Here is a 16,851-nt window from a genome sequence, read left to right as displayed (position 1 = left end):
GTGGCGTTGGACCAGTGGACAGCCTGGCCGGCGAGGCGGGTGGACATCAGACGGATCATCGCGATCTTGATCATGGCTTCGGAGTTGGCGGCGTTGCGTTCGTAGTCGCGGGCCAGGCGGCGGTTACGAACGAGCCATCCGAACGTCCGCTCGACCACCCACCGACGGGGCAACACGTGGAATCCCTTCACATCGTCGCTGCGCTTGACGATCTGCAGCAACAGCCCGAGTTTCTCCTTCGCCCAGCCGATCATGGTGTTGTCGACCGTGTTGGCGTATCCGCCGTCGGCCCACACCAGCGCGATCGACGGGAAACGGGCGGCCAGCGTCTGCAGGATCTTGCGGCCGCCGGGCCGGTCCTGCACGCAGGCGGCGGTGACGATCACGACCAGCACCAGCCCGAAGGTGTCCACGACCAGATGACGTTTACGGCCGGTGGTCTTCTTGCCCATGTCGAACCCGCGGTCGGCTCCGCCTTCGCTGCTCTTGATCGACTGGGCGTCCAGCACGGCCGCCGAGGGATGCGGGTCGCGGCCGGCGGCGACTCGGACCTGATCACGTAGTGCGTCGTGGACACGGTCCCAGACACCGTCGGTGATCCAGTGTCGATACCAGCGATAAGCGGCGTCCCAAGGCAGCAGATCGTGGGGGATCATCCGCCATTGGCAGCCCGAGCGCAGCACGAAGAAGATCGCGTCGAGCACGAGCCGGTCGTCGTACTTCCTTGCGGTGCCGCCCTTTCGGGTGTCACGCACCGGCATCAACGGCGCGAGTACCGCCCACACGCGATCGGAGAGGCTGGACGGATAGCATGGGCGTGGATCATCCTCGCCGGGCTGACAGTTGCACACACAACGTGATCTTGGCGGGGATGATCTTTTTCGTGCGCGGACACGCCGAAAATGATCACCACACGCTCCGCACTCGACCAGTTACCCAACAGTCTCTAAGCTTGTTGTTTAACCAGGTAGAGCTGGTTCGTGGCCCCGGTTGATCATGGACGAAGCCCTTGGTTGATCATTCCTCTTGCGACAGAAGGAAGATCACAACCAAGGGCTTCAGTTGATCAGTGTGCACGACACCGGCCATGCCGGTGCGCTCGGGGATCTGTCTGGGTTCCGGATAGCGTTCTACCAGTGCCTGACCGGTCGGGCGGACGCGTTGTTCGAGCTGACCGATGCGGTGCTGTGCGCCGACGGACCGGTCACCAGCCTGGCTGAATTGTCCCTCGCCGCCGAGCATCGACGTGGGCACGGTGCCCTCTACGACGCGATCAACTACGGCTCGATCGAGGTCGACCGGTTACGCACCACCTTGGCCGGTTTGCCGTTACCACGCGCCGCGGACGGACGGATCGTGCTGGCTGTGGACGTCTCGCCCTGGCTGCGTCCGGACGCCGCGTGTAGTCCCGATCGGCTGTTCTGCCATGTCTATGGCCGCTCGCGCAGCGCCTCGCAGCTCATCCCGGGCTGGCCCTACTCGTTCGTTGCCGCGCTGGAGACCGGACGCACCTCGTGGACGGCGATCCTGGACGCGGTGCGCCTGGGCCCATCCGACGACACCACCGCGGTCACCGCCACCCAACTGCGTGAGGTCGTGGGTCGGCTCATTGACGCCGGACACTGGCACCAGGGCGATCCGCGCATCCTGATCATGGCCGACGCCGGCTACGACGTGACCCGGCTAGCCTTCGTCCTCGCGGATCTGCCCGTCGAACTGGTGGGCAGAATCCGCTCCGACCGGGTCATGCTGCGTCCCGCACCGCCCCGTCTGCCCGGGGCAAACGGGCGCCCACGCAAGCACGGCGGCGTGTTCACCCTGGCCAACCCCGACAGCTGGCACGCCCCCGACCGCACCACCCATACCGACACCACCCGCTACGGGCATGCCCAGGCGCAGGCCTGGGACCGACTGCACCCACGCCTGACCCACCGCGGCCCCTGGCTTGACCACGAGGGCGAACTGCCTCTTGTCGAGGGCACCGTGATCCGACTGCAGGTCGAACATCTGCCCGGCGACCGGGACCCCAAACCGGTATGGCTGTGGTCCTCGGTCACCGACGCCACCGTCGAACTGGTCAATCTGCTCTGGCAGGCATTCCTACGCCGATTCGACCTCGAACACACCTTCCGACTGCTCAAGCAAACCCTGGGATGGACCCGCCCGAAACTACGCGCGCCCGAATCGGCCGACCGCTGGACGTGGCTGATCCTGGCCGTCCACACACAACTACGGCTGGCCCGCCCCAACATCGAAGATCACCGCCGGCCTTGGGAGAAACCAGTCACCCAACCCCGCCGACTGACTCCCGCCCGCGTCCGGCGAGGGTTTCGCAACCTCCGCTCGACGACCACTCGCCCGGCAGCCGCACCGAAACCCTCCCGACCCGGTCCCGGACGCCCACTCGGCTCGACGAACCGCCACCCCGCGCTACGTCACGACGTCGGCAAGACCATCAAACGCGACCTCACCCTCGAACAACACCAAAGCCGCACAGCTTAAACAACAAGCTAAGGTCTGTCTCGTAGATCATCGTGTGAAGTTCTGCGCTGACCACCGGAACCTCAGGGGACCGTGACGGCACCCAGCCACCACCCACCTCGACACCCGCACTATTCGCCGGGACGCAACGCACACTTTAAATCCCGGGGAGGCGGACTAGCCTCCGGAGCCCCGGCCAGCAGCACGGCGAGCCGCTCGAAGCCCTCGCCGACGCCGCGGTCCATGCCGGATGCGAGAACGGCGTCGCGGATCTCCTTGGTGGGGAAGCGGAGCGTGTTGGTCAGCGTGGTGCCACCCGCGTGCTCGACGAGCTCCAGCGTGGCGAGCGACTCGTGCTCGGCCCGGGCGTCGCAGTCCACATTGGACTCGGTGGTGACGAGGCGCGCCGGCGGGGTGATCTCCACGTAGCTGCCGCGCAGGGTCATCTCGGCGCCGGCCGTGCTCCGCATGAGGTAGTACCACGTGCCGCCGGGCCGCAGGTCGATCTCGCAGACGGCGAGGCGCCAGTCGTGCGGGCCGAACCAGCGTTTGAGCAGCTCGGGCTTGGTGTGCGCGTCGAACACCAGCTGGCGGGGCGCGGCGAACTCCTTGGTGAGCACGATCTCGCGGTCGGTCGGCGTGGTGACGTTCACCGGTCCTCCTGCAGTTCGCCGAGCAGCGACTCGAGGCGCTCGTAGCTCTCGGCCCAGAACTGGCGGTACCCGACGAGCCACTCGGTGGCGTCCCGCAGCGGCTGCGCCTCCAGCCGGCAGGGTCGGCGCTGCGCGTCCCGGCCGCGGGAGACGAGCCCGGCGCGCTCGAGGACCTTCAGATGCTTGGAGACGGCCGGCTGCGTCATGGCGAACGGCTCGGCCAACTCCTTGACCGACGCCTCCCCCCGCGCGAGCCGGGCGAGGATGGCCCGCCGAGTGGGATCCGCGAGCGCGGCGAACGTGGCATCGAGCCGGTCGAGGGTCGCGGTCAGCTCCATCACCTCCAAGTTCAATAACCGGACGGTAATGGGAAGGCTCGACGGCTGTCAATCGAGACCGGACACTTCGGCGCCGAGTCGGCGTCGTGGCCACGGTGCGAGGGTCAGAACGGCAGGCCGATGACCGGGAGGCTCAGGGCCGAGTCGACGGCCAGCGCGACGAACACCAGCGTCAGGTACGTGTTCGACATGTGGAAGAGCTTCATCGGCTTGCCCGGCTCCCCCCGCCGGATCGACGCGTACAGCCGGTGCGCCACGATCAGGAACCAGCCGCCGGTGGCCACGGCGAACGTGGTGTAGACCCAGCCGGTGGCGGGGACCAGCAGCAAGGTCCACGCCACCATCACCCACGAGTACGTGACGATCTGGCGGGCGACCCGGTCGGGGGTGGTGACGACGGGGAGCATCGGCACGCCGGCGCGGGCGTAGTCGTCGCGGAACTTCATGGCCAGGGCCCAGAAGTGCGGTGGCGTCCAGAAGAAGATGACGCCGAACATGACCAGCGCGGGCCAGCCGATGTCGCCGGTGACGGCGGACCAGCCGATGACCACGGGCATGCACCCGGCCGCCCCGCCCCACACGATGTTCTGCGCGGTCCGCCGCTTCAGAACCATTGTGTAGACGAGTACGTAGAAGAGGATGGCGCCAACGGCCATCGACGCGGCCAGCAGGTTGGTGGCCGGCCAGAGCCAGGCGAAGGACAGGACCCCGAGGGTGACACCGAAGATCAACGCGTGGCGAGTGGGGACCTGATGACGTGGCAGCGGCCGGGCGCTGGTGCGCTTCATCACCGCGTCGATGTCGGCGTCGGCCACGCAGTTCAGCGCGTTGGCGGAGCCCGCGGCCATCGTGCCGCCGAAGAGGGTGGCGAACACGAGCCACGGGGACGGGATGCCGCGGGCGGCCAGCATCATGGCCGGCACCGTGGTGACCAGCAGCAGCTCGATGATCCGCGGTTTGGTCAACGCGAGATACGCCCGCAGCACGTCCTTGCGGCGACGCGTGCCACGAGCGGCGTCGACGGCAGCGCTCACCGGCGGCATGTAGCTCCCCACGATCAGTTCGGCAACGGCACGAATCCTAGCCGCGAGACCATGACCGGCCGGGATCGGGTGCCTTCGTTAGTCTTGGCCCTGACGAGGTACTACGAGGGAAGACGCGCGCGTCGCGCCAGGCTGGGGGAGGCGGCGCGCGGGCCGCTCGGACGTTCACACAGTCGAGTAAATGGGAGCTTGGGTCCGTGTCCATCAGCAGTGACGAACTCGCCCGTCTGACCACGCCGCACATCCCGGACGACTGGACGGATCTCGACAAACGTGCCGTCGACACCATCCGGGTCCTCGCCGCCGACGCGGTGCAGGAGGCGGGCAACGGCCACCCGGGCACCGCGATGAGCCTCGCGCCCACCGCGTACGCGCTCTACCAGCGCATCATGCGGCACGACCCCAACGACCCCGAGTGGATCGGCCGGGACCGCTTCGTCCTGTCCGCCGGCCACTCCAGCCTCACCCTCTACCTCCAGCTCTTCCTCTCCGGCTATGGCCTGGAGATCGACGACATCGCCGCCCTGCGCAAGTGGGGCTCCAAGACCCCCGGCCACCCCGAGCACGGCCACACCGCCGGGGTCGAGATCACGACCGGCCCGCTCGGCCAGGGCATCGCCTCGTCGGTCGGCATGGCCATGGCCGCGCGCCGCGAGCGGGGCCTGTTCGACCCGGACACCCCGCCCGGCCAGAGCGTCTTCGACCACTTCGTCTACGTCATCTGCTCCGACGGCGACATCGAGGAGGGCGTCTCCTCCGAGGCATCCTCGCTCGCCGGCCGCCAGGAGCTCGGCAACCTCGTGGTCATCTACGACGACAACGAGATCTCCATCGAGGACGACACCAACATCGCGCTGTCCGAGGACACCGCCAAGCGCTACGAGGCCTACGGCTGGCACGTCCAGGTCGTCGAGGGCGGCGAGAACGTCACCGGGATCGTCGCCGCCATCGAGGCCGCCAAGGCCGAAACCGGCAGGCCCTCGTTCATCCAGCTGCGCACGATCATCGGCTACCCGGCGCCCAACAAGATGAACACCGGCAAGGCGCACGGCGCCGCGCTGGGTGCGGACGAGGTCGCCGAGGTCAAGAAGATCCTCGGCTTCGACCCCGCGCAGAAGTTCGTCGTCGAGCCCGAGGTGCTCGCGCACACCCGCATGGTCGCCGAGCGCGCCAAGCAGGTCCACGCCGAGTGGGAGGTCGCCTTCGACGCCTGGGCCAGGGCCAACCCGGAGCGCAAGGCGCTGCTCGACCGCGCGTCCGCCTACCGGCTGCCCGACGGCTGGACCGACAGCCTCCCGAGCTGGGACCCCGACGAGAAGGGCCTGGCCACCCGCAAGGCATCCGGCGAGGTGCTCAACGCGCTCGCCGACGTGCTGCCGGAGCTGTGGGGCGGCTCCGCGGACCTGGCGGAGAGCAACAACACCACGATGAAGGGCGCCGACTCGTTCGCGCCCGAGACGGCGTCCACCAAGGAGTGGAAGGCCAACCCCTACGGCCGCACGCTGCACTTCGGCGTCCGCGAGCACGCGATGGGCTCGATCCTCAACGGCATCGTGCTGCACGGCCCCACCCGCCCGTACGGCGCCACGTTCCTCGTGTTCAGCGACTACATGCGCCCGCCGGTGCGGCTGGCCGCGCTGCAGAGCCTGCCCACCACCTACGTGTGGACGCACGACTCGATCGGCCTCGGCGAGGACGGCCCCACCCACCAGCCGATCGAGCACCTCGCCGCGCTGCGGGCCATTCCCAACCTGGTGATGCTCCGGCCGGGCGACGCCAACGAGACCGCGGCCGCCTGGCGAGCCATCCTCGAGCAGTCCTCCCAGCCCGTCGGCCTGGCGCTGACCAGGCAGAACCTGCCGGTGCTCGAAGGCACGAAGGAGCTGGCAACCGAGGGCGTCAAGAAGGGTGGCTACGTGCTTGCCGACGCGGGCGGCGGGGCACCCCAGGTGGTCCTCATCGCCACCGGCTCCGAGCTGCAGCTCGCGGTGGAGGCACGGAAGATCCTCGAGGCCGACGGCGTTGGCACGAGAGTGGTCTCGATGCCGTCCGTGGAGTGGTTCGACGCGCAGGACCAGACCTATCGCAACGACGTGATCCCGCCGTCCGTGCGGGCCCGGGTCGCGGTCGAGGCGGGCATCGCCCAGCCGTGGCACCGGTTCGTCGGCGACGCCGGCGAGGTGGTCTCCATCGAGCACTACGGCGCGTCGGCGGACTACCAGACCCTGTTCCGCGAGTTCGGCTTCACGTCCGAGGCGGTCGTGGCCGCGGCTCGCCGCTCACTACAGCAATTGGAGGGACAGGCATGACCGACCGACTCGCTCAGCTGTCCGAGGCCGGAGTCTCCATCTGGCTCGACGACGTCTCCCGGCGCCGGCTCAACACCGGCAACCTCGCGGAGCTGATCCGCGACAAGCACGTCGTCGGCGTCACCAGCAACCCGACGATCTTCGCGAAGGCACTGGCCGACGCGGAGGACTACGACGACCAGGTGCGTGAGCTCGCCGCCCGCGACGCGTCGCTCGAGGCGGCGGTCAAGGAGATCACCACCACCGACATCCGCATGGCGTGCGACCTGTTCCGCGACGTGTGGCAGGCCACCGGCGGCGTCGACGGCCGGGTGTCCATCGAGGTCGACCCCCGGTCGGCGCACGACACGGACAAGACCGTCGCCGAGGCGCTCGACCTCTGGAAGACCGTCGACCGGCCCAACCTGCTGGTCAAGATCCCCGCCACCGAGGAGGGGCTGCCGGCCATCACCCGCACGCTCGCCGAGGGCGTCAGCGTCAACGTCACGCTGATCTTCTCCGTCGAGCGCTACCGCGCGGTGATGGACGCCTTCGTCGCGGGCGTCGAGCAGGCCCAGGCCAACGGGCACGCCCCCGGCACGCTCGTCTCGGTCGCCTCGTTCTTCGTGTCCCGAGTGGACACCGAGGTCGACAAGCGGCTCGACGCCATCGGCACGGACGAGGCCAAGGCCCTGCGCGGCAAGGCGGCCGTCGCCAACGCGCGGCTGGCCTACGCCGCGTTCCAGGAGGTCTTCGCCGGCGAGCGCTGGCAGGCCCTGGCGGCGGCCGGCGGCAAGCCGCAGCGTCCACTGTGGGCGTCCACCGGCGTGAAGAACAAGGCGTACAAGGACACGATGTACGTCGAGGAGCTCGTCGTCGCGGACTCGGTCAACACGATGCCCGAGGACACGCTGAACGCGTTTGCCGACCACGGGGAGGTCCACGGCGATACGGTGACCGGCAGAGCGGCGGAGGCCCAGCAGCTGTTCGACGACCTGACCGCGGTGGGGATCGACATCGACGACGTGTTCATCACCCTCGAGCGCGAAGGCGTGGAGAAGTTCGAGAAGTCCTGGGAAGAGCTGCTCGAAACCGTCCAGGGACAACTGAAGTCGGCCACGTGACGGCCGCACACTCGGCAGGGAGCTGACAAGGCAGATGACGGTGCCGGAGAAACGGCCGGAGAACAACGGGGCCGCGACGGTACAGGAGCGGCTGGTCGCCGAGGTGACCCCGCTGATCGAGCAACTGGTGGCCGAGAAGGTGGCGTCCCAGCTCGCCGCGGGGGACACCACGCTCTGGGGTCCCGAGGCCGAGCCCGAGGCGTCGATCCGGCTGGGCTGGCTCAAGGCGCACGAGACCTCGCGGCCGCTCGTCCCCGAGATCGAGGCGCTGCGGGCCGAGCTCGCCGCCGAGGGCGTCGACCGGGTCGTGCTGGCCGGCATGGGCGGCTCGTCGCTCGCGCCCGAGGTCATCACCAACACGGCCGGCGTGCCGCTGGTCGTGCTCGACACCACCGACCCGGGCCAGGTCGCCGACGCGCTCGAGGGCGACCTGTCCCGCACGGTGCTGGTGGTGTCGTCCAAGTCGGGGTCCACTGTGGAGACCGACAGCCACCGCCGGATCTTCACCGAGGCGTTCGCCGCCAACGGGATCGACCCGGCCTCGCGCATCGTCGTGGTCACCGACCCTGGCTCGCCGCTCGAGTCCACGGCCACGGAAGCGGGCTACCGCAAGGTGTTCCGGGCCGACCCGAACGTCGGCGGCCGCTACTCGGCGCTCACCGCGTTCGGACTCGTGCCCTCGGGCCTCGCCGGCGCCGACCTCACCACGCTGCTCGACGACGCCGAGGCCACCGCCGGCAAGCTGGGCAGCGACGCGGAGGGCAACCCGGCGCTGCTGCTGGCCGCCGCGCTCGGCGCGGCCCACGCCCGCGGCGCCGAGAAGGTGGTGCTGGCCGACACCGGCTCGGGCATCGCCGGCTTCGGCGACTGGGCCGAGCAGCTCATCGCCGAGTCCACCGGCAAGAACGGCACCGGCCTGCTGCCGGTGGTCGTGGAGAACGCGGAGGCGCCCGGGTTCCTCGACGCCAAGGAGGACGCCACCCCGGTGGCCGTCGGCCCGGCGGCCGAGGGCGTCATGCTGGCCACCGAGGGCACCCTCGGCGGGTTGTTCCTGCTGTGGATGACGGCCACGGCCGTCGTCGGCCGGCTGCTCGCGATCAACCCGTTCGACCAGCCCGACGTCGAGGCGGCCAAGAAGGCGGCCAGGGCACTGCTCGACGCACCGCCCGAGGAGACGCCGACGCCGACCTTTGTGGACGGTCCGGTCGAGGTGTTCGCCCCGGACGGTCTGCTCGCCGAGGGCACCACCACGCTGGGCGCGGCACTGGGGGCGTTCTTCGCCACCACGCCGGAGTTCGGCTACGTCTCGTTGCAGGCCTATCTGGACCGGATCGCCGACGCGTCGGCCATCGTGCTGCGTCCCGAGGTCGCCCGGCGCACCGGCGTGCAGACCACGTTCGGCTGGGGCCCCCGGTTCCTGCACTCCACCGGGCAGTACCACAAGGGCGGCCACCAGAACGGCGTCTTCCTGCAGATCACCGGCGCGGTCACGCACGACCTGGCGGTGCCGGGCCGGCCGTACACGCTCGGCACGCTCCAGATGGCGCAGGCGCTCGGTGACGGCCAGGTCCTCGCCGACCACGGGCGACCGGTGCTGCGGCTCCACTTCACCGACCGCGCCGCCGGTCTCGCCCATCTCGTCAAAGCCGTTCAGGAGGTTGGGGCTTGACTCGCACCTGGCAGAACCCGCTTCGGGACCCGCGGGACAAGAGGCTGCCCACCATCGCCGGACCGTGTGGCCTGGTGATCTTCGGGGTCACCGGCGACCTGTCCCGCAAGAAGCTGATGCCGGCGATCTACGACCTCGCCAACCGGGGGCTGCTGCCACCCGGCTTCTCGCTGGTCGGCTTCGCCCGGCGGGACTGGGCCGACGAGGACTTCAGCCAGGTCGTGTACGACGCGGTCAAGCAGTACGCGCGGACGCCGTTCCACCAGTCGGTCTGGGACCGGCTGGCCGAGGGGTGCCGGTTCGTGCAGGGCTCGTTCGACGACGACGCGGCGTTCGACAACCTCGTCACCACGGTCGCCGACCTCGACCGGGTCCGCGGCACGGCGGGCAACCACGCGTTCTACCTGTCGGTCCCGCCGGCCGCGTTCCCGCTGGTGATCAAGCAGCTGGCCCGCACGGGTCTGGCCGAACCGGGGCCGCACCAGTGGCGCCGGGTGGTCATCGAGAAACCGTTCGGCCACGACCTCGCCAGCGCCAAGCAGCTCAACAAGATGGTCAACGAGATCTTCCCCGAGGAGTCGGTGTTCCGCATCGACCACTACCTCGGCAAGGAGACCGTGCAGAACATCCTGGCGCTGCGGTTCGCCAACCAGCTGTTCGAGCCGATCTGGAACGGCAACTACGTCGACCACGTGCAGATCACGATGGCCGAGGACATCGGCCTCGGCGGCCGGGCCGGCTACTACGAGGGCATCGGCGCCGCCCGCGACGTCATCCAGAACCACCTGCTCCAGCTGCTCGCGCTCACCGCGATGGAGGAGCCGATCTCCTTCAACCCCAGGGCGGTGCGGGCGGAGAAGTACAAGATCCTCGCCGCCACGCACGCGGTCGGCCCGTTCACCGAGACCTCCGCGCGCGGTCAGTACACGGGCGGCTGGCAGGGTGGGCAGAGGGTGCCCGGCCTGCTGGAGGAGGCCGGCTTCGCGAAGGACTCGACCACCGAGACCTTCGCCGCGATCGAGCTCGCGGTGGACACCCGCCGCTGGGCCGGGGTGCCGTTCTACCTGCGCACCGGCAAGCGGCTGGGCCGGCGGGTCACGGAGATCGCCGTCGTGTTCAAGCGCGCGCCGCACCTGCCGTTCGACGACACGTCCACGGAGGAGCTCGGCCAGAACGCGCTCGTGTTCCGGGTCCAGCCCGACGAGGGCGTCACCATGCGCTTCGGCTCGAAGGTTCCGGGCTCCAAGATGGAGGTCCGGGACGTCAACATGGACTTCAGCTACGGCCACTCGTTCACCGAGTCCTCCCCCGAGGCCTACGAGCGGCTGATCCTGGACGTCCTGCTCGGCGAGCCCTCCCTGTTCCCGATGAACGACGAGGTCGAGCGGTCCTGGGAGATCCTCGACCCGGTGCTCAAGTGGTGGCAGACGCACGGCAAGCCGGAGCCCTACCCGGCGGGCACGTGGGGTCCCTCGTCGGCCGACAAGATCCTCGCCCGCACTGGTCGACACTGGAGGCGTCCGTGATCATCGACCTGCCCACCACCACGACGTCGCAGGTGAACAGCAAGCTCGTGCACCTGCGGGAGCAGGGTGGTGCCACCGCCATCGGGCGGGTGCTCACGCTGGTCATCGTCACCGACGACAACGAGCGCACCGAGGAGGCCATCGACGCGGCCAACCACGCCAGCCGCGAGCACCCCTGCCGGGTGATCGTGGTGGCACGCGGCGCGAAGAAGGCCGCGCCGCGGCTCGACGCGCAGATCCGGGTCGGCGGCGACGCGGGTGCCAGCGAGGTCGTGGTGCTGCGGCTGTACGGGCCGCTCGCCAACGAGGGCGCGTCGTGCGTGGTGCCGCTGCTGCTGCCGGACGCGCCGGTGGTGGCCTGGTGGCCGTTCGAGGCGCCGCCGGTGCCGGCCAAGGACCCGATCGGCATGCTCGCGACACGACGGATCACCGACTCCGCCGCCGCGCGCAACCCGACCAAGGCCCTCGAGGCCCGCGCGAAGTCCTATGTGGACGGTGACACGGACCTGGCGTGGACGCGCCTCACGTTGTGGCGGGCCGTGCTCGCCTCGGCGCTGGACCTGCCGCCGTACGAACGGGTCACCGCGGCAATGGTCAGCGGCGAGGGCGACTCGCCGTCGGCCGACCTGCTCGCCGCGTGGCTCGCGGCCCGGATGCGGGTGCCGGTCCAGCGGCTCAAGGCCCGGTACGGCGAGGGCATCGTGAACGTCGAGCTGGACCGCCGGTCCGGCCCGATTGTGCTGCACCGTCCGGATGGGACGGTCGGCGAGCTCACCCAGCCGGGCCAGCCGACGCGGCGGGTCGCGCTGCAGCGACGGCCGGTGCGGGACTGTCTCGCCGAGGAGCTGCGCAGGCTCGACGCGGACGAGATCTACGAGGAGGCGCTGAAGGCGCTCGGAAAGGTCGAGCGGCGGGCCCGCGCGACGAGTGCCACGAAGTCGACGACCACCAAGGCGGCGGCGGCGTCGAAGTCGGCCGCGTCGAAGTCGGCCGCGTCGAAGCCGGCGGCCTCGAAGTCCTCGAAGTCTTCCTCGAAGGCGGCGGCCAACTCGTCCGCGCCGGACTCGCCGTCGAAATCGTCGTCCAACTCGTCGTCGCCCAACTCGTCGTCGAAGTCGTCATCGCCGAACTCGTCGGCCAAGAGCTCGGCCAAGGCCGAGGCCAAGTCGTGACCGCGCCGCTGGTCGTCGCGTACCGCAGCCCGGAGCTGCTGGCCGCGGCGACCGCGGCCCGGCTGGTCACGCAGCTGGTCGACGCGCAGGCGGCGCGCGGCGAGGTGTCGGTGGTGCTCACCGGCGGCCGCACGGGAACGGCCGTGCTGGAGCAGGTGCGCGAGTCGCCGGCCCGCGACGCCGTCGACTGGACCCGGGTCGACGTCTACTGGGGCGACGAGCGATTCCTGCCCGCCGGGCACCCCGAGCGCAACGAGACCCAGGCGCGGTCCGCGCTGCTGGATCATGTGCCGGTCGACCCGAGCCGCGTCTTCCCGATGGCCCCGCCCGACGGCCCGTACGGCGACGACCCGGAGGCCGCGGCCGCGGCCTATGCGGAGGTCCTCGCCGCCGCCGCGCAGCCCGGCGACCAGGTGCCGACCTTCGACGTGTGCATGCTGGGCGTCGGCGAGGAGGGCCACACGGCGTCGATCTTCCCGGACTCCCCGGCCGTACATGAGAAAACCCGCCCGGTCGTGGCGGTGTACAACTGCCCGAAGCCCCCGCCGACCCGGATCTCGCTGACCCTGCCGGCCATCCGCCGAGCGACCGAGGTCTGGCTGATGACGACGGGCGAGAGCAAGGCCGCCGCGGTGGCGACAGCCCTGAGTGGTGCCGACGAGGTGACGTTGCCGGCTGCCGGCGCGCGCGGACAGCGCCGCACCCTGTGGTTGTTGGACCACGCCGCCGCCGCAAAACTGCCCGCCCCGCCAGCCTGACCCGAGCGGCCCGGCTCTCCCAGCCTGGCCCGACTCGCGTTCGCGCCGCGGGCGTGTTGAGGCGGGGCAAGATCATCCGCAGGTCAGCGGGCCGAAACACGGCGCTCGGCTGAGCGGACCATCGGGGCTACCCGGTTCGGTGGCACGAATCGTCTGAATGACGCAAACCGGCAACTGGTGATTTGCTCCAGCACAGTTATGTGTAATGAAACGTCCCGAACGGACGATACCTCTGTCTTCATTGGGGCGGAGCAAAACTCCGGAGGGAGGCCGAACCATGCCGCCACGGCATCAGCCCAAGCCTGCCACGGCGCGTCACCGCGCGCTCGCCGGGATGGAGCTGCCGCGACAACGCGCTGGTACCCGCGAGCCGTCCATGCGAACCGCACCGGCAGAGAGCAGCACACAGACAGGAGGTAGCGCCCTGGTCGCCTCGACGTTCATCCCGATTGCCGACGAGTTCCGGCTCATCCCCCGGCCGCGACTGATCAGCCACGCCTTATCGCGCTGGGTCACCGCCTTCCGCGGGGCGAGCCGCCGGGCGAAGGACATCGCCTCGGACGTGTTCGCCGTCGTGCTCGCCGTGCTGGACGTCTGGCTCGTCATCCCGCCGGACGCGCCCGGCTACTCGTTGTGGCTCTCCGGCGCGGCGGTCGCGGCCATGGTGATGCGGCGCCACGTGCCCTTCCTGGCCGTGCTCGTCACGGTGCCGGGGTTCCTCACCGGCTGGTCACAGCTGGCGGCGATGGTGGCACTGGGCACGCTCGCCAAGCGCCGCGGCTGGAACTGGCAGCTCGTGGTCAGCTCGATCCTGGTTTTCTGCTGCTACTTCATCATCTGGCCACTGTCCGAGTTCGCCGCGATGACCTGGCGCGAGCACGCGCTCGACGTCATCTGGGGCGTCATCGTCGCCGGGATGCCGGTGGCCATCGGGCTGCTCATCACCGCCCGGCAGGAGCTCTCCGCCCGCATCGACGACCTGGCCACCAGCCGGGAGCGGGAGAACGCCCTCTACGCCGAGACGGTGCGCGCGGCCGAGCGGGCCATGCTCGCCCGGGAGATGCACGACGTCGTCTCCCATCAGGTCACGCTCATCGCGATGCAAGCGGGCGCTCTGCAGGTGGTGACCACCGACGACGCCGCGAAGGACACCGCGACGACGATCCGGCAGCTCTCCACCCGCACGCTGGAGGAGCTGCGCAACCTGGTCGGCGTGCTGCGTTCGGGTGACGCGGCCGACGGCGCTCAGCCGGGGCTGGACGAGCTGGGCGACCTCGTGCGCAACTTCCGCAGCGACGCGGTGCCGGTGGCACTGGACGTCAGCGCCGAGCCGTCGCGGCTACCGCGGTCGGTGTCGCACGCGGTGTACCGCACGGTGCAGGAGGCGCTGACCAACGTCCGCAAGCACGCCGCGGGGGCGCGGGCGTCGGTGAAGGTGCTGGCGGAGCACGACACGCTGCTGGTCGAGGTGCGCAACGGCCGGGCCGGGGCGCGGCCACCGGCGCTGCCGTCGGGCGGGCACGGGCTGATCGGTCTCCGGGAGCGAGCTGGGCTCCTTGGCGGCACGTTCCAGGCCGGCCCCACCTCCGAGGGCGGCTTCCGGGTCTCTGCCACCTACCCGCTGGCCGGGTGAGGCAGCAGGACCGCGAACGCCGAAGGCCGCCCGCGCGGACAAGTCCCGCGGGCGGCCTTCGTTCTGTTCAGGGATCAGCCTTCGCGCTGCTTGCGGAGCTTGGCCAGCGCCTCGGCGAGGATGGCCTCACCGTCGGCGTCCGAGCGACGCTCCTTCACGTACGCGAGGTGGGTCTTGTACGGCTCGTTGCGTGGAGCCTTCGGTGGCTCCTGCTCGTCCCGGCCGCCGGGCAGCCCGCACCGTGGGCAGTCCCACGAGTCCGGCTCCTCGGCGTCGAGCGCGAACGACGGGCGCGACTCGTGCCCGTTGGCGCACCAGTACGAAACCCTGCGCCGCGGGGCCGACTCCCCCCGCTCCGACTCACCCATGGGTCCAGCGCCGACTCGAGTACCTCGAATCGCACTACCACCAGCCATCGACTTTCACACCCCCACAAGGGTTCAAAGCGGGAAAATGCCAGGTCAAGCAACGTGCGAAAGCACGGAAACGAGGTCAGCCGACCTTGATGAGCAAGCCGAGCCCGATGACGCAGATGATCCAGACGGCGCCGATGAACAGCGTCGCCCGGTCGAGGTTCTTCTCCGCGACGCTGGAGCCGGCCAGGCTCGACTGCATCCCGCCGCCGAACAGCGACGACAGGCCGCCGCCCCGGCCGCGGTGCAGCAGCACCAGCAGGATCAGCAGCAGGCTGGTGACGATCAGACCAATCTGCAGGGCTAGAACCATGTCATCCTCGCTGTCGAGCCATGTATCCGCGTGCCTGTCCGCTCATCACGCGTGAAGCCACAGGTTACCTGGTGGTCGGAGATCGTCACACGCTGCCCCCGAACCATCAGGGGGAGATTGTTGCGCACGAGAACAAACTGGTCAATACTCGACGAGTAGCTGGTCGACCCTTCGGGACAAAGGGACTGCGTGGCCTCCACTGTCCATTACGGACAGCCGACAAAGACGCCGGAAGGAGAACAGTTCCATGATCACGCGACGAACGTTCCTCGGGGGGTTGGCGGCCGCGACCGCCGGCGTTCCGCTCGCCGCGAACACCGTCCTCGCAGCGGGAAATCCGGGCAGTCTCGCCACCATGTCCCTGACCTTGCGCAACGAGTCCGGCTCGCACGCCGCCGACCCGGTCTGGGCATACGTCGTCGGCACCAACCTGGCCACCGGCCAGCAGTGCCACCTGTCGGCCGACGGCCGGCTCGTTGCGGTGTCGGAGGCCGACAACGGTCCGGACGGCTACACCGACTACGCGCTCCCCGTGGAGAGCGGCGGCACCACGCTGTCGCTGCCGCAGGGCATGTCGGGGCGGATCTACCTGGCGATCGGCCAGAAGCTCAAGTTCCGCTGCAACCCCGGCAACGCGCTGGCCTACCCGGCGGGCTGGGTCAGCGCCGACCCGAACTACCCGATCCTGCACGACTGCGCGGAGTTCACCTACGACGCGGCCGGGATGCACTGCAACGTCACGATGGTCGACATGCTGTCCGTGCCGCTCGCGATCTCGCTGTCCGGCGCGCGGCAGCAGACCACCGGGCGGCTGCGGGACGGCGGCCGGGCCGCGGTGTTCTCCGCGCTCGCGGCGCAGCCGGGCTTCGGCGGGCTGGTGCTGGAGAACAACCTGCGGGTCATCGCGCCGGGCCACGGCCTGAACGCGGGGCGGTTCGCCACGGACTACTTCGCCGGGTACGTCGACGAGGTGTGGAACCACTACCGGTCCACCACGATGACCGTCACCGCCGGGGCGAACGCGTTCACCGGCCAGGTCCAGGGCGAGCAGTTCGTGTTCTCCGGCGGGGTGCGGCCGTTCAGCAGGCCGAGCACCCGGGACGTGCTGTTCTGCGACGGCGCGCTCGCCGCACCCAACGACGGCGTCACCGGACCGGTGGCCGCGGCGCTGGGCGCGGGCTTCAACCGGACCGTGCTCACCAACACCGGCGCGCAGCCGGTGGCCGACGCCGGGACCTACTACCGGCGCGAGCCCACCAACCACTACTCGCGCGTCATGCACGAGAACACAGTGGACGGTAAGGCGTACGGGTTCGCCTTCGACGACGTGTGCGAGCACGCGTCCTACATCGAGGACGGCGCGCCGACCTCGATGACGGTGACCATCACGCCGTTCTGACCGAAACAGTGGACGGCGCCCGCCGGGCGCCGGCCACTGTG

At 69.9% G+C, this 16,851-nt stretch carries 15 protein-coding genes; 9 read left to right on the top strand and 6 right to left on the bottom strand.

All coding sequences use genetic code 11. The annotated features are described in order from the left end of the window. Positions 1 to 851, bottom strand: an 851-nt coding sequence (locus VGD70_RS35450) for an IS5 family transposase (protein ID WP_331089285.1), incomplete at its 3' end; no start/stop codon positions are given. Between the two features lie 220 nt (positions 852 to 1,071). Here VGD70_RS35450 and VGD70_RS35445 point away from each other — a divergent pair. Beyond that, positions 1,072 to 2,502, top strand: a complete 1,431-nt coding sequence (locus VGD70_RS35445; protein WP_331089289.1) for an NF041680 family putative transposase — start codon at positions 1,072 to 1,074, stop codon at positions 2,500 to 2,502. 110 nt (positions 2,503 to 2,612) lie between these two features. On the opposite strand, the gene VGD70_RS35440 is transcribed toward VGD70_RS35445, so the two are convergent. From VGD70_RS35440 to VGD70_RS35430, 3 genes are all read right to left on the bottom strand, one after another. Then, positions 2,613 to 3,134, bottom strand: coding sequence for an SRPBCC family protein (locus tag VGD70_RS35440; RefSeq protein WP_331089283.1), 522 nt, complete (start codon positions 3,132 to 3,134; stop codon positions 2,613 to 2,615). Continuing rightward, positions 3,131 to 3,472, bottom strand: a complete 342-nt coding sequence (locus tag VGD70_RS35435; RefSeq protein ID WP_331089287.1) for a metalloregulator ArsR/SmtB family transcription factor — start codon at positions 3,470 to 3,472, stop codon at positions 3,131 to 3,133. The genes VGD70_RS35440 and VGD70_RS35435 overlap by 4 nt, the downstream gene beginning before the upstream one ends. Positions 3,473 to 3,576: 104 nt before the next feature. Next, the gene (locus VGD70_RS35430; protein WP_331089281.1) at positions 3,577 to 4,515 is read right to left on the bottom strand and encodes a heme o synthase; all 939 of its coding nucleotides are present in this window, start codon (positions 4,513 to 4,515) and stop codon (positions 3,577 to 3,579) included. 197 nt (positions 4,516 to 4,712) lie between these two features. Here VGD70_RS35430 and tkt point away from each other — a divergent pair, with 197 nt between their 5' ends. The 7 genes from tkt to VGD70_RS35395 all read left to right on the top strand — a co-directional run bounded on the left by tkt (position 4,713) and on the right by VGD70_RS35395 (position 14,685). Continuing rightward, entirely contained in the window at positions 4,713 to 6,824 is a 2,112-nt protein-coding gene (gene tkt, locus VGD70_RS35425) for a transketolase (protein ID WP_331089279.1), read from the top strand. Then, the gene (tal, locus tag VGD70_RS35420) at positions 6,821 to 7,927 is read left to right on the top strand and encodes a transaldolase (protein WP_331089277.1); all 1,107 of its coding nucleotides are present in this window, start codon (positions 6,821 to 6,823) and stop codon (positions 7,925 to 7,927) included. Before tkt ends, tal begins: the two co-directional genes overlap by 4 nt. Positions 7,928 to 7,961: 34 nt before the next feature. Beyond that, a complete protein-coding gene (locus VGD70_RS35415; RefSeq protein WP_331089275.1) occupies positions 7,962 to 9,596 on the top strand; it encodes a glucose-6-phosphate isomerase in 1,635 nt (544 codons plus the stop codon). Next, positions 9,593 to 11,122 carry a glucose-6-phosphate dehydrogenase gene (gene zwf / locus VGD70_RS35410; protein WP_331089273.1) on the top strand — a complete coding sequence of 510 codons (1,530 nt, stop codon included), beginning with the start codon at positions 9,593 to 9,595 and terminating at the stop codon, positions 11,120 to 11,122. Before VGD70_RS35415 ends, zwf begins: the two co-directional genes overlap by 4 nt. Further along, complete coding sequence (opcA, locus tag VGD70_RS35405; RefSeq protein WP_331089271.1) at positions 11,119 to 12,294, top strand: glucose-6-phosphate dehydrogenase assembly protein OpcA; 1,176 nt, start codon at positions 11,119 to 11,121, stop codon at positions 12,292 to 12,294. The genes zwf and opcA overlap by 4 nt, the downstream gene beginning before the upstream one ends. Continuing rightward, positions 12,291 to 13,052: a 6-phosphogluconolactonase gene (gene pgl, locus VGD70_RS35400; RefSeq protein ID WP_331089269.1), complete on the top strand. Its 762-nt coding sequence runs from the start codon at positions 12,291 to 12,293 to the stop codon at positions 13,050 to 13,052. Before opcA ends, pgl begins: the two co-directional genes overlap by 4 nt. Before the next feature lie 376 nt (positions 13,053 to 13,428). Then, entirely contained in the window at positions 13,429 to 14,685 is a 1,257-nt protein-coding gene (locus VGD70_RS35395; RefSeq protein ID WP_331089267.1) for a sensor histidine kinase, read from the top strand. Positions 14,686 to 14,759: 74 nt separating this feature from the next. Here the strand turns inward: VGD70_RS35395 and VGD70_RS35390 are convergent, their stop codons facing one another. Both VGD70_RS35390 and secG read right to left on the bottom strand, forming a co-directional pair. Then, positions 14,760 to 15,101 carry an RNA polymerase-binding protein RbpA gene (locus VGD70_RS35390; RefSeq protein ID WP_331089266.1) on the bottom strand — a complete coding sequence of 114 codons (342 nt, stop codon included), beginning with the start codon at positions 15,099 to 15,101 and terminating at the stop codon, positions 14,760 to 14,762. A 76-nt stretch (positions 15,102 to 15,177) separates the two neighbouring features. After that, entirely contained in the window at positions 15,178 to 15,411 is a 234-nt protein-coding gene (gene secG, locus VGD70_RS35385) for a preprotein translocase subunit SecG (protein ID WP_331089264.1), read from the bottom strand. A 247-nt stretch (positions 15,412 to 15,658) separates the two neighbouring features. Here secG and VGD70_RS35380 point away from each other — a divergent pair, with 247 nt between their 5' ends. Continuing rightward, positions 15,659 to 16,810: a beta-1,3-glucanase family protein gene (locus VGD70_RS35380; RefSeq protein ID WP_331089261.1), complete on the top strand. Its 1,152-nt coding sequence runs from the start codon at positions 15,659 to 15,661 to the stop codon at positions 16,808 to 16,810. The last annotated feature ends 41 nt before the right edge of the window (positions 16,811 to 16,851 follow it).

Origin of the sequence: Actinophytocola sp., assembly GCF_036402745.1 — a bacterium.
Classification (GTDB): Bacteria; Actinomycetota; Actinomycetes; order Mycobacteriales; family Pseudonocardiaceae; genus Actinophytocola.
The sequence above is the reverse complement of the archived record's forward strand: the minus strand, read 5'-3'. Positions and strand labels throughout refer to the sequence as shown.

What these genes read in the sequence shown, in the direction of transcription:
- VGD70_RS35390 (WP_331089266.1), bottom strand. Translation starts at nt 15,101, where the DNA reads ATGGCTGGTGGTAGTGCGATTCGAGGTACTCGAGTCGGCGCTGGACCC.
- VGD70_RS35435 (WP_331089287.1), bottom strand. Translation starts at nt 3,472, where the DNA reads ATGGAGCTGACCGCGACCCTCGACCGGCTCGATGCCACGTTCGCCGCG.
- VGD70_RS35415 (WP_331089275.1), top strand. Translation starts at nt 7,962, where the DNA reads ATGACGGTGCCGGAGAAACGGCCGGAGAACAACGGGGCCGCGACGGTA.
- VGD70_RS35395 (WP_331089267.1), top strand. Translation starts at nt 13,429, where the DNA reads ATGCGAACCGCACCGGCAGAGAGCAGCACACAGACAGGAGGTAGCGCC.
- VGD70_RS35380 (WP_331089261.1), top strand. Translation starts at nt 15,659, where the DNA reads ATGATCACGCGACGAACGTTCCTCGGGGGGTTGGCGGCCGCGACCGCC.
- secG (WP_331089264.1), bottom strand. Translation starts at nt 15,411, where the DNA reads ATGGTTCTAGCCCTGCAGATTGGTCTGATCGTCACCAGCCTGCTGCTG.
- tal (WP_331089277.1), top strand. Translation starts at nt 6,821, where the DNA reads ATGACCGACCGACTCGCTCAGCTGTCCGAGGCCGGAGTCTCCATCTGG.
- VGD70_RS35430 (WP_331089281.1), bottom strand. Translation starts at nt 4,515, where the DNA reads ATGCCGCCGGTGAGCGCTGCCGTCGACGCCGCTCGTGGCACGCGTCGC.